This window comes from Amycolatopsis sp. cmx-11-32, assembly GCF_047608695.1.
In the GTDB taxonomy this organism is placed as follows: domain Bacteria; phylum Actinomycetota; class Actinomycetes; order Mycobacteriales; family Pseudonocardiaceae; genus Amycolatopsis.
Genome location: NZ_JADNQN010000017.1, coordinates 156,884 through 179,222 on the forward strand (window position 1 = coordinate 156,884; position 22,339 = coordinate 179,222).

The 22,339-nt window shown below is 68.1% G+C and carries 20 protein-coding genes; 7 read left to right on the forward strand and 13 right to left on the reverse strand.

The window, feature by feature from the left end; all coding sequences use genetic code 11:
• Positions 1–18 precede the first annotated feature (18 nt).
• From ACM6LR_RS35505 to ACM6LR_RS35530, 6 genes are all read right to left on the reverse strand, one after another.
• On the reverse strand, positions 19–1,071 hold the full coding sequence (locus ACM6LR_RS35505) for a substrate-binding domain-containing protein (protein ID WP_414940030.1): 1,053 nt from the start codon (positions 1,069–1,071) through the stop codon (positions 19–21).
• A gap of 22 nt (positions 1,072–1,093) precedes the next feature.
• Positions 1,094–2,071, reverse strand: a complete 978-nt coding sequence (locus ACM6LR_RS35510) for an ABC transporter permease (protein WP_414945365.1) — start codon at positions 2,069–2,071, stop codon at positions 1,094–1,096.
• 35 nt (positions 2,072–2,106) lie between these two features.
• On the reverse strand, positions 2,107–3,609 hold the full coding sequence (locus ACM6LR_RS35515; protein WP_414945355.1) for a sugar ABC transporter ATP-binding protein: 1,503 nt from the start codon (positions 3,607–3,609) through the stop codon (positions 2,107–2,109).
• The gene (locus ACM6LR_RS35520) at positions 3,606–4,838 is read right to left on the reverse strand and encodes an ROK family protein (protein WP_414940032.1); all 1,233 of its coding nucleotides are present in this window, start codon (positions 4,836–4,838) and stop codon (positions 3,606–3,608) included. The genes ACM6LR_RS35515 and ACM6LR_RS35520 overlap by 4 nt, the downstream gene beginning before the upstream one ends.
• Before the next feature lie 715 nt (positions 4,839–5,553).
• Positions 5,554–6,756: an ROK family protein gene (locus tag ACM6LR_RS35525; protein ID WP_414940033.1), complete on the reverse strand. Its 1,203-nt coding sequence runs from the start codon at positions 6,754–6,756 to the stop codon at positions 5,554–5,556.
• Positions 6,757–7,045: 289 nt separating this feature from the next.
• On the reverse strand, positions 7,046–8,365 hold the full coding sequence (locus ACM6LR_RS35530) for a DHA2 family efflux MFS transporter permease subunit (RefSeq protein WP_414945356.1): 1,320 nt from the start codon (positions 8,363–8,365) through the stop codon (positions 7,046–7,048).
• Positions 8,366–8,505: 140 nt separating this feature from the next.
• Between ACM6LR_RS35530 and ACM6LR_RS35535 the strand changes: the two genes are divergently transcribed.
• Both ACM6LR_RS35535 and ACM6LR_RS35540 read left to right on the forward strand, forming a co-directional pair.
• Positions 8,506–9,084 carry a TetR/AcrR family transcriptional regulator C-terminal domain-containing protein gene (locus tag ACM6LR_RS35535; RefSeq protein WP_414940035.1) on the forward strand — a complete coding sequence of 193 codons (579 nt, stop codon included), beginning with the start codon at positions 8,506–8,508 and terminating at the stop codon, positions 9,082–9,084.
• A 16-nt stretch (positions 9,085–9,100) separates the two neighbouring features.
• Positions 9,101–9,886 (forward strand): isocitrate lyase/PEP mutase family protein, encoded by a 786-nt coding sequence (locus tag ACM6LR_RS35540; protein ID WP_414940036.1) that lies wholly within the window; start codon positions 9,101–9,103, stop codon positions 9,884–9,886.
• A 292-nt stretch (positions 9,887–10,178) separates the two neighbouring features.
• Here the strand turns inward: ACM6LR_RS35540 and ACM6LR_RS35545 are convergent, their stop codons facing one another.
• Both ACM6LR_RS35545 and ACM6LR_RS35550 read right to left on the reverse strand, forming a co-directional pair.
• Positions 10,179–10,841: a response regulator gene (locus tag ACM6LR_RS35545; protein ID WP_414945357.1), complete on the reverse strand. Its 663-nt coding sequence runs from the start codon at positions 10,839–10,841 to the stop codon at positions 10,179–10,181.
• A complete protein-coding gene (locus ACM6LR_RS35550; RefSeq protein WP_414945358.1) occupies positions 10,838–12,382 on the reverse strand; it encodes an ATP-binding protein in 1,545 nt (514 codons plus the stop codon). Before ACM6LR_RS35550 ends, ACM6LR_RS35545 begins: the two co-directional genes overlap by 4 nt.
• 132 nt (positions 12,383–12,514) lie before the next feature.
• Between ACM6LR_RS35550 and ACM6LR_RS35555 the strand changes: the two genes are divergently transcribed.
• The 5 genes from ACM6LR_RS35555 to ACM6LR_RS35575 all read left to right on the forward strand — a co-directional run bounded on the left by ACM6LR_RS35555 (position 12,515) and on the right by ACM6LR_RS35575 (position 17,789).
• Positions 12,515–13,483 (forward strand): Bug family tripartite tricarboxylate transporter substrate binding protein, encoded by a 969-nt coding sequence (locus ACM6LR_RS35555; protein ID WP_414940199.1) that lies wholly within the window; start codon positions 12,515–12,517, stop codon positions 13,481–13,483.
• The gene (locus tag ACM6LR_RS35560; RefSeq protein WP_414940039.1) at positions 13,480–13,977 is read left to right on the forward strand and encodes a tripartite tricarboxylate transporter TctB family protein; all 498 of its coding nucleotides are present in this window, start codon (positions 13,480–13,482) and stop codon (positions 13,975–13,977) included. Before ACM6LR_RS35555 ends, ACM6LR_RS35560 begins: the two co-directional genes overlap by 4 nt.
• Positions 13,977–15,497, forward strand: coding sequence for a tripartite tricarboxylate transporter permease (locus tag ACM6LR_RS35565; RefSeq protein WP_414940040.1), 1,521 nt, complete (start codon positions 13,977–13,979; stop codon positions 15,495–15,497). Before ACM6LR_RS35560 ends, ACM6LR_RS35565 begins: the two co-directional genes overlap by 1 nt.
• Positions 15,498–15,624: 127 nt before the next feature.
• On the forward strand, positions 15,625–16,185 hold the full coding sequence (locus ACM6LR_RS35570; protein ID WP_414945359.1) for a hypothetical protein: 561 nt from the start codon (positions 15,625–15,627) through the stop codon (positions 16,183–16,185).
• A gap of 167 nt (positions 16,186–16,352) precedes the next feature.
• Positions 16,353–17,789: a DUF1996 domain-containing protein gene (locus ACM6LR_RS35575; protein WP_414945366.1), complete on the forward strand. Its 1,437-nt coding sequence runs from the start codon at positions 16,353–16,355 to the stop codon at positions 17,787–17,789.
• A gap of 237 nt (positions 17,790–18,026) precedes the next feature.
• Here ACM6LR_RS35575 and ACM6LR_RS35580 read toward each other — a convergent pair whose 3' ends face one another.
• The 5 genes from ACM6LR_RS35580 to ACM6LR_RS35600 all read right to left on the reverse strand — a co-directional run bounded on the left by ACM6LR_RS35580 (position 18,027) and on the right by ACM6LR_RS35600 (position 22,303).
• Positions 18,027–18,716 (reverse strand): hypothetical protein, encoded by a 690-nt coding sequence (locus ACM6LR_RS35580; protein ID WP_414940042.1) that lies wholly within the window; start codon positions 18,714–18,716, stop codon positions 18,027–18,029.
• Positions 18,717–18,837: 121 nt separating this feature from the next.
• On the reverse strand, positions 18,838–19,539 hold the full coding sequence (locus ACM6LR_RS35585; protein WP_037307965.1) for a Crp/Fnr family transcriptional regulator: 702 nt from the start codon (positions 19,537–19,539) through the stop codon (positions 18,838–18,840).
• 29 nt (positions 19,540–19,568) lie between these two features.
• Positions 19,569–19,934: a hypothetical protein gene (locus ACM6LR_RS35590; RefSeq protein ID WP_007034234.1), complete on the reverse strand. Its 366-nt coding sequence runs from the start codon at positions 19,932–19,934 to the stop codon at positions 19,569–19,571.
• Positions 19,935–20,031: 97 nt separating this feature from the next.
• Positions 20,032–20,544 (reverse strand): hypothetical protein, encoded by a 513-nt coding sequence (locus tag ACM6LR_RS35595; RefSeq protein WP_414945360.1) that lies wholly within the window; start codon positions 20,542–20,544, stop codon positions 20,032–20,034.
• Position 20,545: 1 nt separating this feature from the next.
• Positions 20,546–22,303: a substrate-binding and vWA domain-containing protein gene (locus tag ACM6LR_RS35600; RefSeq protein ID WP_414945361.1), complete on the reverse strand. Its 1,758-nt coding sequence runs from the start codon at positions 22,301–22,303 to the stop codon at positions 20,546–20,548.
• Between the last annotated feature and the right edge of the window lie 36 nt (positions 22,304–22,339).

Consider the following 22,339-nt stretch of genomic DNA (forward strand, 5'->3'; position numbering starts at 1 on the left):
CGTGTCGGGAACGCGGGTTTACGAGTCGAAGCCGACGTCCATGTACTTGTCGACGTTCTCCTTGGTGACCACCGCGGAGTACGTGGTGATCTCGGCGGGGATCTCGTGCTCGGCGAAGTCGGCGGCACCCTTGCTCTGGCCGAGAAGCCGCGCGAGCGAGATCGCCGAAGACGCCATCGACGGGCTGTAGAGCACCGTCGCCTTCAACGGCTCGGCGTCGGACTTGATCAGGTTCATCGCGTTCTTCGACCCGGCGCCGCCGACCATCAGGAAGTTCTTGCGGTTGGCGTTGTTGATCGCGGCGATGACACCGACACCCTGGTCGTCGTCGTGGTTCCAGAGCGCGTCCAATTTGGGCGCGGACTGCAGCAGGTTCGACGTCTGCTGCTCACCCGACTCCGGCGTGAACTGCGCCGAAACGCGTGGGCCGACCGCGAAACCCTGACGCGCCAAGGCGTCCTTGAAGCCCTTGCTGCGTTCCTGGGTCAGCGGCAGCGAATCGATACCCGCGACCTCGCCGATCACGGGGCCGGCGATGTTCTTCGCCTTCATCTGCTGGGCGATGTAGTTCCCGGCGTTGACGCCCATCCGGTAGTTGTCGCCGCCGATCCACATGCGGTACGCGAGCGGGGTGTCGAAGACGCGGTCGAGGTTGATCACCTGGATGCCGGCGTCCATCGCCTGCTGGCCGACGGCGGTGAGCGCCTTGCCGTCGAACGGCAGGATCACCAGCACGTTGACCTTGGCGTTGATCAGCGTCTCCACCTGGGAGATCTGCTGGTTGACGTCGTTGGTGCCCTCGGTCGCGTTGAGCGTGACCTCACTGAACTTCTGTGCCTGCGCGCGGGCGTTCTTGGTGATGGCCGCCATCCAGCCGTGGTCCGCGGCGGGCGCCGAGAACCCGATGGTGACGGGAGTTCCGGGCTGCGCGTTGCCGCCCGCGTTCGCGACGTTGGCGGCGTTGTTCTGCGCCGGTGCCTCGTTCGAGGTGCACGCGGTCAGCAGCGCACCCGCTCCGACGGCCGCGCCTCCCAGCAGGAAGCGGCGGCGATGCAGGGATTGTTCGGTCATGACGACTCTCCATCCACGGTGATCAAGTACTCGTCTTGGTTTTCTTCACGGAGCGGAACTGCAGTAGCGCGGCCAGCACGATGATCACGCCCTTGGCGATGTTCTGGATGTCGGTGTCCAGGTTGTTGAGCGTGAAGATGTTGGACAGCACGGTGAAGATCAGCACGCCGATCAGGGTGCCGATAAGTGAGCCGCGGCCACCGGTGAGCAGCGTGCCGCCGATGACGACCGCCGCGATGGCGTCGAGCTCGTAGAGCATGCCGTTGGTCGAGGCGCCCGCGGTGGTGCGGGCGACGACCATCAGCGCGGCGATACCGCAGCACAGTCCGGCGACGCCGTAGACGAGAGCGGTGTGCCGCTTGACGTTGATGCCCGCCAGGCGCGAGGCTTCGGCGTTGCCGCCGACGGCGTAGGTGCGGCGGCCGAACGTGGTGCGGTTCAGCACCACCCAGCCGACCGCGAACACCAGCGCGAACATCCAGATCAGCACCGGGATACCGAGCAGGTCACCGCGGAAGAATTCGAGGAACCCGGCCTCCGACACCACCTGCGTGCGGCGGCCGCTGATGCGCTCCGCGAGCCCGCGGGCCGAGACGTACATCGCCAAGGTCGCGATGAACGGCACGATCTTCCCGTAGGAGACCAGGATCCCGTTCACCAGACCGCAGCCGAGGCCGACCAGGAGTCCACAAAGGATCATCACGAACGGGCCGTACGACTGGGTGGCCAAGGTGGTCAGCCAAACGCTGGAGAGCGCCACGATCGACCCGACCGAGAGGTCGATGCCGCCGGCGATGATCACGAACGTCATCCCGACGCTGACCACGCCGATGGCCGCGGCGAGCCGCAGGATCGTCGAGAGGTTGCCGTCGGTGAAGAACTGGTCGGGCCGGGTCACGCTCCCGACGACGCACAGGATCACCAGCACACCGGCCAGCCCGAGCAACCGGGGGTCGACGGTGAACTTGAATCCCTGTTTCTTCGGTGGTACGGGTTCCACGACGGTTCCCGTACGCACCGACTCGGCTTGGTCAGTCACGCCGCACTCCCCTCGAGAATCACGTCGAGCACATCCGCCTCTGTCAGCTCCGCAGACGGCTTTTCAGCCAGGACACGTCCTTCACGCAGCACCAGCACCCGGTCGGACAGTCCGAGTACTTCGGGGATCTCGCTGGAGACCAGTACGATCGCGACCCCGGTCGCGGCCAGTTCGGCGATCAGCCGGTACAGCTCGGCCCGCGCGCCGACGTCGACCCCGCGCGTCGGCTCGTCCAGCAGCAGCACCCGGCAGCCGCGGACCAGCCAGCGCGCGAGCACCGCCTTCTGCTGGTTGCCACCGGAGAGCGTGCGGATGATCCGCTGCGGGTCGGCGGGCCGGAGATCGAGACGCCGCAGGCTTTCCCCGGCGTCTTCGAGTTCGCGCGACCGGTCGGAGAAGCCGAACGTCGCGTACTTGCCCAGGCTCGCCAAAGTCACGTTGTGCGCGACGGACAGGTCCAGCAGCAGGCCCTGGCTCTTGCGTTCCTCCGGCGCCAGGCCGATCCCGGCCTTGACCGCCGCGGACACGCTTCCCGGCCGGATGGTCTTCCCGTTGACCGAGACCGATCCGGTGTCCTGCTTGCGTGCCCCGAAGATCGTTTCCAGCAGCTCGCTGCGCCCCGAGCCGACGAGGCCCGCGATCCCGACGACTTCGCCCGCGTGCACGGTGAAGTTCACGTTCTCGAACTCGCCGGCGGTGGTCAGGTTCTCCACCTTGAGGACCTCGGTGTCCGGGTCCACGTGCTCCTGGTGACGCGGGCCGAAGACGGTCTCGACCTTGCGGCCCGCCATCAGCGCGACGAGGTCCGAGGTCGGTGTCTCCTTGGCGCCGAGACCGGTGGCAACGGTCCTGCCGTCCTTGAGCACGGTGACGCGGTGCCCGATCCGGCGCAGTTCTTCGAGCCGGTGGGAGATGTAGACGATCGCGACACCCTCGGCGGTCAGTTCACCGACGATGCGGAAGAGGTTGTCGACCTCTTCCCCGGCGAGTGCCGCGGTGGGCTCGTCCATCACCAGCAGCTTCGCGTCGTACGCGAGCGCCCGCGCCATCGAGACCAGCTGCTGTCCGGCGGCGGAAAGCTTGCCGACCTCGGTCGACGGCGCGATCCCCGGATGTCCGAGCCTGGCCATCAGCTTGGCGGCCTTCTGCCGGGATTCGCTGATCCGCGTGAAACCGAAGGTGGCGCGCTCACGACCGAGGAAGATGTTGTCGGCGACGGAAAGCCCGGGTACCAGGTCGAGTTCCTGGTACATCGTGGCGATGCCGATCTTCAGCGCGGCGACCGGCGAGGGCAGCGTGACCGGTTCGCCCTGCCAGGTGATCTCGCCTTCGTCGGGACGGTGTGCCCCGGCGAGGGTTTTGATCAGCGTGGACTTGCCCGCGCCGTTCTGGCCGAGGAGACAGTGCACCTCGCCGGGCTCGACGTCGAAGTCGACGCCGTCGAGCGCGCGCACCCCGGGGAAGGTCTTCACGATCCCCCGGACGGATAGCAAGGTCATGCCGGCGCCTCCTCGGCCTCGGTGGTGGCAAGCGGAACGAGCGTCGGATCGGCGAAAAGCCGTTCGGTGGCGAGGTGGGCGGCGCCGCGCAGCGGGGCGGTGGTGCCCAGCGGCGACGGCTCGACGCGGCAGGCGGGCTCGTGCCCGAGCGGACGCGCGGACAGTTCGCGGCGCACCGGCTCGACCAGCCACTCGCCCAGTTCGGCGAAGTAGCCGCCGAGCACCACGACGTCCGGGTCGAGCACGTCGACCACAGTGGACACCGCGATGCCGAGCGCTACCCCGAGTTCCGAGACGGCCGCGACCGCGCGCTGGTCACCGCGCTGTACACGGTGCTTGAGCAGCCCGACCCGGCCGTCGACGCCGGGCGCGGGATCGTGCAACGGGTCACCGGGCGAGGCGGCGCCACGCAGCACCGCGTTGAGCCCGGCCTTGGTCTCCAGGCAGCCGACCCGGCCGCACTGGCACTGTTCGCCGGAGGGGTCGACGGTGATGTGCCCGACCTCGCCGGCGAACCCCCTGGCACCGCGCAGGATCGCGCCGCCGGACACGAGCCCGCCGCCGACGCCCATCCCGCCGCTGAGGTAGAAGAGTTCGCTCACCCCGGCACCGACCCCGGCGACCGCTTCGCCGACCGCGCCGAGGTTGGCCTCGTTGTCGACCGCGATGGCGTCGACCGGCAGACCGAGCCGGGCCGCCAGGAGGTCGGCGATCTCGGCGTCGCGCCAGCGCAGGGTCGGCGCGAACCGCAACACCGCGGCGGCCGTGTCGACCAGGCCGGGAACGGACACCGTGACGCCGACCGGCCGCTCGTCACGCAGCACCTGCCCGGCGAGGAAGGCGAGTTCGTCCATGCTCCGGTGGAGGCCGAGCCCGGCGACGTCGGCGGTCTCGACCCGTTCGGCGATGACGCGGCCTTCGAGGTTCGCGACGACGGCGGCGAAACGGTCTGCCTCGACGCTGAGCGCGAGCCCGTACGCGCTGTCGCCGTTCAGCTCGACCAGCTGGCTGGGCCTGCCGTTGCCGCCCGCCCGCAGTCCGGCGGAGCGGACGAGGCCGCGTCCGGACAGCTCGGTGATCAACCCGGAGACGGCCGCTTTGGTGAGCCCGCACCGCGCCGCGAGCTGGGTACGCGAGAGCGACCCCGCGCGCAGCGCCCGCAGGAGCGCGGCGAGGTTCGCCGTGCGTGGGCTGACCGGGTCGAACTGCCCGGGATCAGTCGCGGCCACACTGCCCTCACTTACGAATCGGCCGTAACAAACTTTGTTACTTAGCCAGCGAAAGTAGGGTGGTCCGTGTCACTCGTCAAGGTGACAACAGGACAGAAATGGCCGCCGTCACCCGAATAGCCGTCCAGATTGGTACAGACTTTTGCACTTTACAAGCTAAAGTCTGTACGATATTGACGTTACTCACCGAAATCCGTCGGTTGCTCCGCGTGCCGCCGACCGGTCCTGCCGCGTGAGATGAACGCACCCTTCGCCGCGTGGAGAGCGGAGAAGGGCGTCTTCTAGCTCACCGGGTTGGCCATCTTTGTGACTGGTGGGACCCCGGAGGCCGCAGACAGGTGTCCGAGGCTGTGAAGGCCCCCTTTTCTACCTTCACAGGGTCAGGGGTTCCCGGCAAAGTCGCAGAGCTGCTGGTCAGCGCTGCTGCCGGCAATCCGGACTTGACATCGTCGGTGCCGGCGAGGGGCCGAGCGGGGAGGATTTGAGACGTTCAACGTCCGAAATCTTCCCCACTCGGGCGTATGCCGGGGGACCTGTCCCTGAACCCCTGTTGATCAAGAACCGCAACCGGTGTGACCCCGCGACCTCACACAGCGACCAATAGCAGCCCGGCCCGCAACCTCGACTTTGCCGCGCCCTGACCCTGAGGGGAGGCAAGGAGTCCCTCATGGACCGCGATCCTGGCGTCCTTACCGCTCACGAGCACCGAAGAACGTCAGCTACTGAGGGTGAAGGCCCGGTCCGTGGCCGACCAAGCGGCCCCGATGACCCCGGCGGTGTCCCCCAGTTCGGACAGCACGATCGGCAGGTTCCCGGTCGCGAGCGGCAGCGACCGCCGGTAGACCGAGCTGCGGATCTCGGCGAGCAGCTGATGCCCGAGCTGCGCGACGCCGCCGCCGATCACGACCATCCCCGGGTTCACGAAACTCACCAGTGAGGCGACCACCTGGCCGAGCCGCCGTCCGCCGTCGCGGATCAGGTTGACCGCGCCGAAGTCGCCCGACGCCGCCGCGCGGCCGACGTCCTGGGCGGTGATCGCGCCGCGGTCGGCGACGACGTCGGCGAGGTACGCCGACCGGCCACTGCGGGCCAGCGTCAGTCCGTCGCGGGCCAGCGCGGCGCCGCCGAAGTACGCCTCGAGGCATCCGGTCTCACCGCAGGCGCAGGTCGGTCCGTAGTCGTCGAGGCGGATGTGCCCGATGTCGCCCGCGGTGCCCGCGACGCCGCGGTACACCTTGCCGCCCAGCACGATCCCGCAGCCGATACCGGTGCCGATCTTGACGAACACCAGGTCGTCGATGGAGCGGGCGACCCCGGCGTGCCGTTCGCCGAGCGCCATGGAGTTCACGTCGTTGTCGACGGTGACCGGGCAGCCCAGCAGTCCGCCGAGATGGTCGCGTACGGAGAACCGGTCCCAGCCGGGCATTATCGGTGGCGCGACCGCCATGCCCTCGGCGAAGCTCACCGGCCCCGGGAGACCGATCCCCGCGGCGATCAGCTTCCCCGGTAGGTCTTCGCGGATCTTCTCCGCCAGCCCGGCGATGCGTTTGAGGACGGCGTGCGGCCCCTGCCGGACGTCGCAGTCCTCGACGGTGTGCACCAGCACCTCGCACGAAGCGTCGGTGAGGGCGACCCCGACCGACGTCGCGCCGACGTCGACGGAGAGCACGCGCAGGTCCCCCGCCAGCCGCACCAGGGTCGACCGCCTACCGCCCCGGCTCGCCGACGGACCCGCGGTTTCGACGAGGCCGACCTCGGCCAGCCGTGCGACCTCCGCACCCACCCGGGCACGCGGCAGCTCCAGCCGCTCCCCCAGTTCGACGCGGGACATCGGGCCCTCGTCCCGCAGCAACGTGAGCAACTGGGTCTGGTGCCGGGTTTCGACCATCGGATGCTCCGTGGTGGATGCCGTGCTCATTCAGCCGAGCCTACGGCGTTCGCCCCGGGGTGTCCCGAATGCCACGGCGGAGACTCGCACATGACATTCGGAACCCTCGGGGGTGCCCGGGCGGGAACAAACCCACCGGCGCCCGTCTAGGCTGTGTCTATCGAAGCGTGCTTTCGGATTTCCGCAGCCGGGCCGCGACACCAGCTGATCCCTCACCCAGCCGTACCAGCGGCCCGCCTCCGCAAACCCGAGGCCTCCAACCGAAAAGACGCACGCGTGTCCTCGCCCAACCTGCCAACCCCAGTTCGCGAGACACGCCCTAGTCCACTGTGGACTTTTCGGCGCGCACCAGGATCCACGACGGGATCAGCACGATCCCGGTGATCCCGGTGATCCACCAGTGCGTGTCCGCGATCGCCGCCGCGGCCCCCGGAGTGGCGGCGAGGCCCGTGGAGACGAGCACCGTCAGGATCGACGTCCCGAAGGATCCGCCGATCCGTTGCAGCATGGCGAAGATCGGCATCGCGTGGGAGATCCGGTCCTTGGGCACCAGCATCAGCCCGGCGGCGAGCGCCGGTGTCGTGGTCAGCCCGATGCCGCAGCCTCGGACGACCTGCACGGCCGAGAGCCACCAGTAGTCGTCGGATCCGGTGAGCAGCGCGAGCGGCACCGTCCCGATGATCGTGACGATCAGCCCGGCGAAGATCACCCTGGCGCCGCCGATCCGGTCGGTCAGCCTGCCCGCGAGCGGCAGTGCCGCCACCGTGCCGAGCGCCAGCGGTGCGGTCAGGAGCCCGGTGGCGACGAGACTCTCGTGCCGGACGTCGAGGTAGTACAGCGGCAGGACGATCATCGCGCCGAACAGCGCGACCCCCATGCCGAAGATCACGGCGGCGGCCGAGAAGAACGCGCGGTCGCGGAACAGCCGCAGATCGAGCAGCGGGGCACGCGACCGCGACGCGGTGGCAGCGAAGATCGCGAGCAGGACGACGCCGGCGATCGCCGGGATCGGGGCGCCTTCCGCGACGCCGTACACGAGCGACGGCAGACCGGTCACGGTGAGGAGAAGACCGCGCCGGTCCAGCGGCTCGGCGCCCGCCGGGGTCTGCATCGGCAGCCATTTCCAGCCCAGCAGCAGGCTGAGCACCGCGATCGGCACGTTCACCAGGAACAGCCACGGCACGCCGAGTCCTTCGGTGAGCAGGCTGCCGCCCAGTGTGCCGAGCACCGGCGCGAGATAGATCGGGATGCTCAGCACGGCCATCATCCGGCCGAGCCGCTTCGGCCCCGCCGTCACCGCGAACAAGATCTGCCCGGCCGGGACCAGCAGTCCGCCCGCGGCGCCCTGCAACACACGGAAAACGATCAGCGCCTCGATCGACGTCGCCGTCGCGCAGAGCGCGGAACACACCGCAAACAAGCCGACGCACACCAGCCAGAGCCTGGCCGCCCCGAAGCGACGGCTCGCCCATCCGCTTACCGGCACCATCGCGGCGAGCGCGAGCAGGTAGCCGGTGACGATCCACTGCACGGTGCCGAGCGATGCGCGGAACTCCGCCGCGATCGTGCCGAGCGCGACGTTGACGACGGTTGACGTGAACATCGACAGGAACCCGCCGAGGGTCAAGATCGAAGTCATCCCCCACAGAGCGGGGGTGATGCGCTCGTCATCGGTATGCCCGATCATCCTACCAGCCGTTCTTATCAGCGTTAAGATCTTAACAGTGATAAGATTCCTTCGGCTTGTCAAGTCCGATACGGACCGGCGAAGGTGTGCGCATGGTCGTGAGACGCGATGGCTACGTTCGAGCCGCGCTCGAACTCCTCGACGAGGTCGGGCTGGACGGATTGAGCCTGCGCAAGCTCGGGGAGAAACTCGGTGTGCGGGGTCCCGCGCTCTACACGCACTTCAAGAGCAAGCAGGCGTTGCTCGACCAGATGGCCGAAACCATGCTGGACGACCACCTCGCCCCGCTGGACGATCCCGCGGCGGTGGGCGACTGGGCCGAGTGGCTGACCCGCCGCGCCCGCACCATCCGCCGCACACTGCTGTCCTACCGGGACGGCGCCCGCCTGCACGCCGGCTCCCGCCCGACCGGGCGGTCGGCGATGACGCCGCTGATCAAACCGTTGCTGGAAGCGGGTTTCACCGCGGAGGACGCGACACACGCGATCCTCGCCATCAGCCGGTACACCCTCGGCTGCGCGATCGACGAACAGCAGCACGTCGACGGCGAATCGGCTGTCGACCACGCCGAAGATCCGGCCGCCTCGTTCGAATACGGCCTCTCCCGGCTGATCACCGGGCTCCGCGCCGACGTCGATGTCGCAAATCCGCCAGACCAGGATGTCGCATAGCTGCTGAAATGGCGGCATGACGACCGACGACGCCCGGCTGTTCCGCTCCCTGCACCTCCCTTCGAAACCGCTGGTGCTGGCCAACGCGTGGGACGTCGCGAGCGCCCGGATCGTCGAGGACGCCGGCGCCGCGGCGATCGCCACCACCAGCGCCGGGGCGGCCTGGAGCCTCGGCGCTCCCGACGGCGACCTGCTCGGCCGCGACCTCGCGGTGGACCTGATCGCCCGGATCGCCCGCGGCGCGGGTGTCCCGGTGACCGCCGACATCGAAGGCGGCTACGCGGGCACGCCCGAAGGTGTCACCGAAACCGTCGCCGCCGTGGTGGCCGCGGGCGCCGTCGGGATCAACATCGAGGACGGCCCGCGGCCGCCCGAAGAGGTGGTGCCGCGAATCGCGGCGGCCCGCGCGGCGAGCGGCGAGGTCTTCGTCAACGCACGGATCGACACCTTCCTCAGGGGGCTCGGCGGGGTGCCGGAGACCCTGGAGCGCGCCGCCGCGTACCTGGCGGCGGGCGCGGACGGGATCTTCGTCCCCGGCGCCACCGACCCCGCCGTGATCACCGCGCTCGTCGAGGGCATCGACGCACCGGTGAACGTGATGGCCCACCCCGGCGCGCCGAGTGTCAAGGAACTGGCCGCACTCGGGGTCGCGCGGGTGAGCGTCGGCTCCGGAATCAGCCAGGCCGCTTACGCCGTCGCGCGGGAAAGCGCACGGGACCTGTTCTCGACAGGCACGTACACGCGGCTGGAGGAGGCCGTGGACTACGGCACCCTCAACGACCTCCTGGCCGGCCGCAAGTAGTCCTCTAGTTGCGCGGGGTCCGTCGGTACAGGGCGGCGATCCCCGTACCGACACGGACGTCACGCGTGACTGGATGGCCAACACACGTGACTGGACGGATAACACGTGTGACTGGATGGATAACACGTGTGACTGGACGGACAACACACCTGCGGCCGGTTCGGACGCGTGTTATCCGTCCACACACGCGTGTTATCCATCCAATCACGCGTGTCGTCCGGCTGGACACGCGTGTTGTCCGTCCAGTCACACGGACCGCCGCAAGTAGAGGACTAAATGCGGCAGCGGGCATTCAGGACCACAGGTAGCGCCGCTCGGGCCGCCCGGTCCCGCCGTACTTGAGGGTCACCTCGGCCTTCCCCGTCGCCACGAAATGCTCCAGGTACCGGCGCGCGCTCACCCGCGCGACGCCGGTCGCCTCGGCGCATTCGCTCGCGGACATCCCGCCCGGCGCGCCCCGCAGCGCGGTTTCCACCAGCCGCGCGGTTTCGGCGGTGAGTCCCTTGGGCAGCACGGGTTTCGCGCTCGGCCGCGCGCCGAAGACCTGGTCGACGTCGGCCTGCCCGGCCTCGGCCAGCCGGTCCAGCCGCTGGTGCAACGTCGCGAAATGGGTGAGCTGATTCCGCAGGGCCGCGTACTCGAACGGTTTGATCAGATAGTGCAGGACCCCGCCGCGCATCGCCTGCCGCACGGTCTCGACGTCAGTGGCGGCGGTGATCAGGATGACGTCGACGTCCTCGGTGGCGCGCAGTTCCCGCAGCACCGAAAGCCCGTCGAGATCGGGGAGATAGACGTCCAGCAGCACCAGATCCGGTTTCAGCTCCCGCGCCAGCCGGATCGCGTCGGCCCCGGTGTGCGCGACCCCGACGACGGCGAATCCCTCCGTGCGAGTGACGTATCCACTGTGGACTTTCGCGACCATGAAATCGTCGTCGACGACGAGGACCCTGATCATCGCGGAAGCCTCGCCGTGAACACCGCGCCGTCGTCGTTGTGCACCTCGACGGAGCCGCCCCGCCGGACGCACGCCTGCCGGATCAGCGCGAGCCCGAGACCACGCTGACCATGCGCCGCCGCCTTCGTGGTGAAGCCGTGTTCGAACACCTCTTCGGCGATTTCCGGCGCGACACCGGGCCCGGAATCACGGACCTCCACCCGCACTTCGTCCTCCTCCTGCCACACGCCGACCTCGATCCAGCCGCGTTCACCACTCTTGGCCGAACTCAGCGCGTCCAGCGCGTTGTCGACGAGATTTCCCAGCACCGTCACCAAATCCGTGGAGAGCGCGTCCTCGACGCGGTCCAGTTCGCTGTCGGGCGCCATCCGCAGGCCCACCCCGCGTTCGGCGGCCAGCGACGCCTTCGCGATCAGCAGCGCCGCCACCGCCGGGTCGCCGATGCGCGAGCCGACCTCCGCGCGCCACTCGCCTTGCGCCGAGCTGATCCGGCTGACGTAACCGCGGACCTCGTCGTATTCCCCGAGTTCCAGCAGGCCCGAAATGGTGTGCAGCCGGTTGCTGAATTCGTGCGCCTGGGCCCGCAACGTGTCGGTGGCGTGCCTGCTGGCGTCGAGTTCGTCCCGCAGGGTCATCAGATCGGTGCGATCCCGCAGGGTCACCACGGCACCGCGCACGTCGATCGGCATCCGGTTCAGGGTCAGCACCTTTCCTTGCCTCAGTACGATCTGATCGGCGCCGGTCGCGCGGCCGGTGAGCAGGTCACGGATCCGCTCGTTGAGGTCGAGGTCCTCGACCGACCGGCCGACGGCGTCTTCCGGCAGGGCCAGGAGTTCGCGGGCGTGCTCGTTCACCAGGGTGATCCGGTGCTGCGGATCCAGGCCGACGACACCCTCCTTGATGCCGTGCAGGAGCGCCTCCCGGTTCTCCACCAGCGCGGTGATCTCGTGTGGCTCCAGGCCGAGCGTCTGGTTCTTCACCCGCCGCGCCAGCAGCAGCGAACCGCTCACACCGATCACCAGCGCGACCCCCAGCACCCGCAGGGCGTTGTCCGGCGAGTCGAGCACGCCGGCGAAGAAACCAGGCGACTTCGAACCGGCCGCGACCATGCGGACCACTTTGCCACCCTTCTCGTCGAGCACCGGGACGTGCGCCACGATCGAGCCGTCGATATCACCGACCCAGGACCGTCCGGAAAGGACGGTGCTCTCGCCGATGTCGAGCGTTGTCCTCAGCTGACCCGGATCGGGTGACGCCAGCACGTAGCGGTCCGCGCCGGCGATCACGACGGAATCCACCCCGGAGAAGCTTCGCGCGGTTTCGGCGGGGGCGTTCAGTTCCCACGGGCCGTTTTCAAGATCACCCACGACACCCTGCGCGGCGACACTCTCCGCGACCGAAAGCGCCCGGCGTCCCTCGGTCGTGCGGAAGTTGTTCCCCGCCTGGACGACGGCCAGCACGCCGACCGCGCACAGTAGGCAGCTGACGACCACCAGTTGCCACGCGAGGAGCTGGCGGGCCAAGGAACCCCGAGCACCCATCGCCACCTCCGCGTGACCAAAACGACCACAACAACCATTGGGCCCGCAAGCGGGACATCTCTGTTGACCCGAGTGCACCATGTCCAACCACGCGGCAGAGAGGCGGGGATCACAGTGAAGCCCAGTAGCTGGTTGGCCATCGCGGCGGCGCTCGTCGCCGTCTTGCTGGTGCCACCGTTGCTCACCCCGGGCGGCGAGGCCGACGAGGGTTCGCAGATCCGGTCGCTGCGGGTACTCGTGCCCAACGCACCCGGCGGCGGTTACGACATCACGGCCCGCACGGCGACCAAGGCCATGGAGGACGCGGACCTGCTCGGCAACGCGGAGGTCTTCAACCTCCCCGGCGCCGGCGGCACGGTCGGCCTCGGCCGGACGGTGGCCGAACGCGGCAACGGCAAGCTCGTCATGTCGATGGGGCTCGGCGTCGTCGGCAGCGTGTTCACGAACAAGTCGCCGTCTTCATTGCTCGACACCACACCGGTGGCGAAGCTGATCGAGGAGTCGGACATCGTCGTGGTCGGCAAGGATTCGCCGTACCAGACGATCGACCAGCTCATCGCGGCGTGGAAGGCCGATCCGGGCGCGGTCCAGGTCGGCGGCGGTTCGTCACCGGGCGGGCCGGACCACCTGGCGCCGATGCTCATGGCGAAGGCGGTCGGGCTCGCGCCCAAGGCGGTCAATTACGTCCAGTTCGACGGCGGCGGGGAACTGCTCGCCTCGGTCCTCGGCGGCAAGGTCGCGTTCGGCGTGTCCGGCGTCGGCGAGTACCGCGATCAGATCCAGGCGGGCACGCTCCGGGTGCTGGCGGTGACCAGCGAGAAGCGGATCCCGGGCATCGACGCGCCGACGCTGTCGGAGTCCGGTGTGGACGTGAAGTTCACCAACTGGCGCGGCATCGTCGCGCCGCCCGGCATCTCCGAGTCGGACCGCACGAAGCTGGTGAGCCTGTTCGAGCGGCTGCAGAAGACACCGCAGTGGCAGGAAGCTTTGCAACGCAACGGATGGACCGGGGCGTTCGCCCCAGGGGAGCAGTTCGGTTCGTTTCTCGAAGAGGAGAACACTCGAGTGGCAACGGTGCTGAAAGAGCTGGGTCTGGCATGACGACCACGTGGCTGAAGGAGCGCTCCGAACTCGGGGTGAGCGTCGGGCTCGTGGTGCTCGGCGTGCTGGTGCTGACCGACGCGCTGAGCATTCCCACCGACTTCGCCCAGCGCGGCCCGGTAGGACCGAAGGCGGTGCCGATCCTGGTCGGCTCGCTGCTGCTGATCGTCGCGGTGCTGCTGGCGCGCGACGTGCTGCGCGGCGGCAAGGGAGAGGCCGAGGGCGGCGAGGACATCGACCTCACCGAGCCCGCCGACCTGCGCACGGTCCTGTTGCTGTGCGGCGCTTTCCTGGCCAACGCGGCACTGATCGGGCTGGTCGGGTTCCCGATCTCGGGCGCGTTCCTGTTCTGGGGCGCGGCCTACGCGCTCGGCAGCCGCAACCTGGTCCGTGACCCGCTGATCGCGGCGGGCATGTCCGTCGTGACCTTCCTGGTCTTCAACAACCTGCTCGGTGTCCCACTCCCCGGTGGCCCGTTGATGGAGGTGTTCTGATGTTCCAGCAACTCATCGACGGCTTCGGCACCGCGCTGACCCCGACCCACATCGCGATGGCGGCGATCGGTGTCCTGCTGGGCACCGCGATCGGCGTGCTGCCGGGCATCGGCCCGGCCATGGCGGTGGCCCTGCTGCTCCCGGTGACCTACGGGCTGGAACCCACCGGCGCGTTCATCATGTTCGCCGGCATCTACTACGGCGGGATGTTCGGCGGTTCGACGACGTCGATCCTGCTGAACACCCCCGGTGAGAGCGCGGCGGTCGTCGCGGCCATCGACGGCAATCCCATGGCCCGCAAGGGTCGCGGGGCGCAAGCGCTTGCGGCGGCGGCGATCGGGCATTTCGTCGGCGGCATCCTCGGCACGATCGCGCTGGTCGTGCTGGCCCCGGTGATCGCGAAGCACGCCGTCGACATCGGAGCGCCAGACCTGTTCGCGATCATGGTGCTGGCGTTCATCGCGGTCACCTCGGTGCTCGGCAGCTCCCGCGTCCGCGGCGTGGCGTCGCTGCTGATCGGCCTCACCATCGGTCTCGTCGGGCTGGACGAGATGACCGGGCAGCAGCGGCTGACCTTCGGCTCGCTGCACCTTGCCGACGGCATCGACGTCGTCATCGTGGCGGTCGCGCTGTTCGCGGTCGGCGAGTCGCTGTGGGTCGCCGCGCACCTGCGGCGCACCGCGCATCAGCCGATCCCGGTCGGCAGGCCGTGGCTGTCGCGCGCCGACCTCAAGCGGACGTGGAAGCCGTGGCTGCGCGGTCCGCTCATCGGGTTCCCGTTCGGCGCGGTGCCCGCCGGTGGCGCCGAGATCCCGACATTCCTCTCGTACGTCACGGAAAAGCGGCTCTCGAAGCACAAGGACGAGTTCGGCAAGGGTGCCATCGAAGGCGTCGCGGGTCCGGAGGCGACGGCGTCGGCCTCGGCTGCGGGGACGCTGGTCTCGATGCTGACGCTCGGCCTGCCGACCACCGCGGTCGCGGCCGTGATGCTGGCGGCGTTCCAGCAGTACGGCATCCAGCCGGGACCGCTGTTGTTCGAGCGGGAGTCTTCGCTGGTGTGGGGCCTGATCGCCTCGCTGTTCGTCGGGCTGACGCTGCTGCTGGTGCTGAACCTGCCGCTGGCGCCGCTGTGGGCGAAGCTGCTGCGGATTCCGCGGCCGTACCTCTACGCGGGAATCCTGTTCTTCGCCAGCGTCGGCGCGTACGCGGTCAACGCGGACATTTTCGATCTGCTGGTGATGTTCGTGATCGGCCTGATCGGCTTCGCGATGCGCCGCTACGGCCTGCCGGTGCTGCCGGCGATCATCGGCGTCATCCTCGGCCCGGCCGCCGAACAGCAGATGCGACGCGCGCTGCAACTGAGCGACGGCAACCTCGGCGGGCTGTTCGACACCCCGTTCGCGATAGTGGTCTACGTGATCATCCTGGTGATCCTGTTCTTTCCGTTGATCAAGCGTTTCCTGCCTGCCCGTCCCACCGCCGAAGACGAGACGGAGCCCAAGGACAAGGTGGACGCCTGATTTGCGGGAACCGGCCCGGCCTCGACTGCCCCGAGGCCGGGCCTTCTCGCGCGCTCACCCTTGAGAAGGAGCGAACCGGTCCGCGCGAGTGATCTTTCGGGACACCCGCCGCCCGAAGATCGGCTTCATGCTCAAGAAGATCCTTCACCTGCCCCCGGCCGTGGGTGACACCGAACAGCCGGTCCCCCGCTGGGCGATGCGCCTGGCGTACGCGCTTCCCTGGCTCCTGCTGCCTTCGTGCCTGTGGCGGCTGCCCTTCGCCGTCCACTTCGAGATGGGCCAGCTCCACGATCGCGGGATGCCGCCGCTCTGGCTGAGCGTCCCGTACGTCCTCTCGCTCAGTGTGCTCACCGAAGTGACCGCGATCCTCGCCATCGGACTGGTCCGCGGCTGGGGCGAGGTGGCGCCCCGATGGATTCCGTTCCTCGGCGGCAAACCCGTCCGGCCGATGGCGGCCGTCGTTCCCGCCGTCCTCGGCGGCCTGGTCCTCACCGCGCTGTTCAGCTCCGTTCCACTCGGCGGCGACCGTCAGCTGACCGTGTTCGGCGTGACCGAAAGTGTCGGTTACCTCAGCGACGGCTGGGAAACTTTGGCGACGATATGCGTCACCCCGCTCGCCCTCTGGGGCCCGATCATCGTCGTCCTGGCCGTCGCCTATCACCGCCGCCGAAAGGTAACGAAAGCATAACGGCAAGGTCGCGTTTTGAACCGCTCTCGCGTCGGGACCGTTTCAGCCAACACGGAGTCAGTGTCGCCGGCGATGCCGGTGACGCATCCCCCGGACTCCGCGCAACGACACCGAACGAGGTGAACAATTTCATGCCCCGCAACCCTAGAACCACCGGCCGCCACCGCATGGCACGCCGCACCAAGGTCGCCACCGGCGCCATCGCGCTGTCCCTCGCCGTCGGCGGGATCGTCGTGGTGAACACGACCGGAACCCCCGACGCCGCCAGGGCCGACGGTGCGGACAAAGCGTTCTTCATCGACATCGCGAAGGTCCCCCGCGGCAACAACGTCAACCTCGACCTCGCGAAACGAGGCGCCAGAGGAACGTTCACCGTGGACTGCGGCCGCAACGAGAACGGCCACTTCAACGGCGACAACTTCATCGCGCAGCCCGGCGTCCGCAATGGAGCCGAGCACCTCCACGACTACGTCGGGAACCTCTCGACCAACGCGGACTCGAACAACAAGAGCCTGTCCCGCGCGGGCACGACCTGCAAGAACGGGGACAAGTCGGCCTACTTCTGGCCCGTCATCCGGATCAACACCGAGGAAGAGGAAGAAAACGAGGCGGCGAACGAGGAGAAACTCGCCGCCGACCGCGCGAACGCGGCCAAGGACGAGGCAGCCGCCCAGGTCGACTGTCCCGACGTCGCCAGCGAACTCGAAGAGGTCCCTGACCAGGCGATGCCCGCGGTCGACGAGAGCCTCGACAAACTCGACCAGGAGTCCGAGAACGCGAACGACCAGCTGGCGCAAGGGAAACAGGCGGGCCAGGTGCTCGACGAGCTGAAGAACAAGCGGAAGCCGTCGATCAAGAAGATCAGCGACACCATGAAGCAGGCGGGCACACCGGTCGCGAAGCCCGAAGACCAGCTCGCCGGGTGCGCGGTGAAGCAGAACGGTGAGGGCGGCCTCGACAACGGCGGCGAGAACAGCACCGTCAACGCCGCCGGTGACGTCGAGAAGAAGAAGTCCGACGGCAAGGCGGCCGATTTTCCCGGCACCGACGACAACAACGAGATCGGCGACAACGAGGGCGAGATCCAGCGACCCGAGAAGGTGGACCTGACGTTCACCAGCGGCGGCGCCCGCCGCGTCGTCGCGATGCCGAAGTTCCTGCGGGTGCTCTACGGCGACGCCAAGCAGACCACCAACGGACCGGCCAACGCCCGGCCAAGCTGGACCTGCACCGGCTTCGAGGACCGGCTCACCGAGCTGTACCCGATCTGCCCGCGGGGCAGCAAGGTCGCGCGCGTCCACGCGTTCCCGAACTGCTGGGACGGGAAGAACACCGACAGCGCCAACCACCGCACGCATATCGTGTTCTCCGACCGCAACGGGAAATGCCCGCGCGGCTTCAAGAACGTGCCGCAGCTGCGGATCACACTGGTGTACGACATCCCGGCGAACATCCAGGCCGCCGGGCAGTACGCGGTCGACGCGTTCGCGCAGGAGAAGCACAACCCGCGCTCCGACCACGACGACTTCGCGAACGTCATGTCGCAGCGGCTGATGAACCAACTCGTGAAGTGCGTTAACAGCGGGAAACGCTGCCGGCAGTAGGTGGGAGCTGAAGGGGACTTTCCCCGCATGCCATGCGGGGAAAGCGCCCTTCACCGCGTCGGACGCGGGGAAGGTCCCCTTCAGCTCACCGCTGTGCGGGGGCGCGGCGGGGATGACCCGCGCCCCCACCCCCCACGCCGGGGGTCCGGTTTCTGGCCCGGCGTAGGGGTACCGGACCAGAAACCGGCGAGCGGCACGGCTCTCCCTCCCTGGAAGCCGGACCGCCCGGTCTCGGGGCTAGGCCGTCGTCGACAACCGGCTCACCCGGTCGAACACGAGCGGCGCCGGCATCGCCGGGTTCACCTCGGCCAGTACGGCGTCGGCGTCCAGGCCTGGCAGGTGGATCCACGCGCTGTCGGCGAAATCGGGCGTCGTGACGCTGATCCGGCCGCAGCGCGCGGGCGGGATCAGCGCGACACCGAAGGGCTCGACCACGTTGCGCCACACCGATTGCGACACGATCATCCCGGCACCGAACTTGTCCCCTGTCGGGTCGAGACGGCACCAGTAGCCGACGGCGTCGTTGAAGGTCGAGGCGCACAGCAACCGGGTCAGCGTGATGTAGGTGCGGTGATAACGATGGTTGTCCGCCATCGGTCCCATGTGGACGGCTATCCGCGCTCGCATCGGGACACGGGCGTAGCGGTTGCGAGACCGAAGCAGATGGTCCAGGTGAAACACGACCTCGCAGAGCTGCCCGACGGTCCGGTCCGGGTACGCGACCATCAGCCCGTCCCCGGTCTCCCGGAAGTGGCGTGCTTCCCCCGGCGCGAGCCCGACCGCGTTGAAGGAGCGGGAAACCAGCGTCTCCATCTCGGTCTTCATCGGATCCAGCAGGTCATCACTGGCCTTGGACGAACCGACGATGTCGACGGCGAGCACGGCGTGGGTGCGCGCGTTGTATTGGCCTGAGGTCAGCACCTGCATCTCTGCGACCCCTCCCCTGATCGGTGAAAACTGGCGGCAGGAAGCAGTGTTCCCACTCCTCACCGGAAGTTCTGTTCGGAACCGAACAGAACCTGACCCCGCCATGGTCAACGCCAGTGAGCTAAGTCACACCTTTTTCCGTGATCACCCGCAACGCTTCGCGGTCGACGACGGTGATCGCACGGCGCGAGCTGGCCACAACTCCCGCCTTCCGGAGCTTGTCCAGTGCCTGCGCGACCATCGTCCGTCCCATCGGGATGAACTGCGCGAGTTCGTCCTGGCTCAGCGGGATCCCGATCCGCCAGCCGGCGGGAGTCCGGATGCCACAGACGTCGACCAGGTAATCCAGTCGCGTCGCGACCCGCGCCACCGCCTGTGGCTTCCAGGACTGCGTCCGCTGCCGCTGGGCGAGCACGAACCGGCGGGCGACGCTGACGAGTACCTCCCGCATCGCCGACGGATGGTCCAGCAGGAAACGGTTGAATTCGCTCGCCGCGATCCGCCGGACGTGGACCTCCTCGATGGCGACGACGTCGGCCATCCGGATTCCACCCGCGATCACCGCGATCTCGCCGTGCAGATCGCCGGGCACCCCGACGTCGAGGATGACCGTCGCCCCCATCCGGTCGGCGCTGGTCACCTTCACATAACCGTGCCGCAGCAGCATGACGAAGTCGCCGGGCTCACCGGCCCGCATCAGCGCCTGCCTGCTCTCATAGGTCTGCGGGGTGCCCATCTCCAGCAACCGGGCACGGACGGGTTCGTCCAGCCGCTCCAGGAACGGACGTTCTCTTTCTTCGGCGGCCTCCGGGCCCAAACCCACGAAACACCCTCCCAGGCAGTCGTGAACACCTATCGCGGAGAGTAACCGAATCGGCCACCCGATCCGGCGGCGGAACCATCGTGCGTGGTGAAGATGCCCAACCGGACCAGCTCCGACCTGATCCACTCGGCCAGTCTGTGCAAGGGTCCGTCTTCGGCCTCGACGAAGTAGCTGTCCACGATCTGGTGTCGTCTGTCGGCGTGTTTCGCCGCGTATAGCAGCGCTGACCGTACCTCTGACACCTTCAGCGGAGCGACCTTGATCCCTGGCGCGGGCCGCACGGTGCTCTTGGCGGCCATCACCGCCAGCACGGCCTCCTCCAGGCTGAACCGGTGCTCCACCGGTACGACCACATGTTCCACGCCCTCGACAACCCGGCGCCCGATCAACGGCATACTGTCAGATCAGCATGACGCACGGCCGTAGTCTGTTCGGCACCGAACACTCACCCCGGTTGGCGGAGCTGAGATGTCTTCATCGCTCTTCCCGCACTCAACCCGGTTGGACCACCGCGATGGCGTCTTCGAGATCTTCCCGGTACACCCGCATCCGCTGAACGAGCATCACCGGATCCGGGTTCTCGTCTCGCGCGTGCCGTTCCAGCTTCTCGGTGGTCTGCCTCACCGACACCCGCAGTTCGACGACCTCGGGCGAGTCCCGGTCCGGCCGGCTTTCGAGCCTCGCCACCGCCCGCCGGAAGGTTCCCGAAAGGTCCACCTCACCCGGCTGCACCGTTTCGATGGCCGTCAGCGCGCGCCCGAGCAGGCTGTAGTGGTCATGGCCGTCGGCGGGCTCCGGTGCGCGTGCCTCTCTCACCGGCCTGGATCGCTTGGCGTTCGACACGAAGTACGCGACTTCGGCGGGAAGCAGCACGGCGAAGGCGGCGGCGGCGCCGAAGAACCACGCCTGCGGATGCGGCACCGTCACCGCGTGCCCGAGCAGGGCGGCGATCAGCGTGAGCACTCCGGCGACGGTGTGGAACGCGCGATTGTCGTGATCGGCCATGTCAGAAGTTACTGAAGACGTTGACGAACATCTTGTCGATGCCCTGCGGATCGACGGCCTTGTAGCTGCGTGCCTTGGATTTCTGCGCGATCTCGTCGAGAACACGGCTGTCCGCCTGCGCGCCGTAGGCCATGGTGAAGATCCGGACGGAGTTGTCCAGCCGTTCGGCGTCGACGTTCTGCAGCATCTGCTCCTTCGTGGTCTTGCCAGAGGTGTTCTCGCCGTCGGTCAGGAACACGACGGCGTTGATGAGGTTCGGATCGAACTCCCGCCGCATCTTGTCGTTGGCGTCCACCACGGACTGGTAGAGGGCCGTTTCCCCGTTCGGGGTCAGCTTGCCGACCAGGTCGATCATCGGGCCGCGGACGTCCTTCACCTTGCCGATCGGCATCTTTTCCTCGTACCCGTTCGAGGCGAACGTCCACAGCCCGACCTCGTCTTCGGGATGCAGGTATTCGAGCTGTTTCCGGATCGCGGGTTTCAGCAGTTCGATCCGGGACTCGGAGTACGGTTTGTCCTTACGGGTCTTGTCGAACGGTTCTTTCATCGACCCGGACAGGTCCAGCACCAGCAGGATCCGGCCGCGCCGCTGCGTGTACTGCCAGCCGTCCAGCATTCGCTGGATCTGCTCACCGGTGGGGAGCTCGATCTTCCGGGAGTCACCGGTTTCCGCGGTGTGCGCGCCCTTTGCCAGCTTCGGGTTGCTCCGGCCCTCCGGATCACGGAAGCCGAGACCGCGAAAACTCTCCTGCTGCCCGGGTTCCCGCATGTAGTCGTAGAAGTCCTTGGCCGCCGCGTGCTGCTCCGGCGACGCCTTGGCCGTGGTCAGGAAGGGATGGTCGATCAGCACCGTCCCCTCGCTCGGGTGCACGGCGACGAGCGGCCGGTTCAGGGCGACGGGATTGTCCTGCAGTTGTTTCGGATCCCCGGTCGGCGCGCCGTGGTTGTAGAGGTAGACCATCTGCTCCTGCATCGCCATCGCGCTGATGTAGGGCGTGGGCTTCTTGTCCTCTTCGTACAGCGTTTTCAGGAAGGCCACCGAATCGTCGCTGTAGTAGGCGACCGACGCCTCGATGCCGCGGACGAACTGCACGGCGTCCGCCGTCTCGCTCTTGCCGTAGTCACCGCCGGTCGCCGCGAAGTAGGTCGAGATGGTCGCGGCGAGCCCCGAGGTCGACCGGCGCGGGTTGTCCTTGCCCAGCGTGAAGTTCCCCCACTTCGCGTTCTCCCCGCCGGTGGAGGCCCAGCCGCCCTTCTGGTTCATCTGGAGGACGTCGTTCCAGCCGATGGTCTTCTTCGGCCAGCCCATCGCCGCGGCCATCGGCTCGGGCATCGCGATCACCATCGGGCTCGTCGCGAGCGAGGTCTTGGGGCCGTCGTCGATCAAGCCGCCTTTGCCGCGCTGGCGCAGCAGATCGAGCCAGAGCGACGAACTCGGCAGCCAGACCTGGGGTTCGGGCTGCTGATCGTCGATGTCGTTCCAGCCGTCGGCGATGAGGTCGAGTGTGGCGCCCGAGGTCTTCTTGTACGCCTCGACCTTCGCGCACCGGCCGCCGTCGAACGTCCGGTCGGTGTTGTTGTACCGGTCGGCCAGTTCGCGGATCAGGTCACCCTTTTCCGTGGAGGAACTGGCGACCAGCCGGACGCAGTCGTTCCTGGCCGCGTTCGAGGGCGCGGTGACCGTGGTCGCGAGCAGCACGATCACAAGTGTCCCGACGAGCGCGCCGAAGACGAGCGAAAGCCAGCCTGATCTCCGCATGCGCCGCCCCCTAGCCGTTGTAGCGGGCAAGTGTAG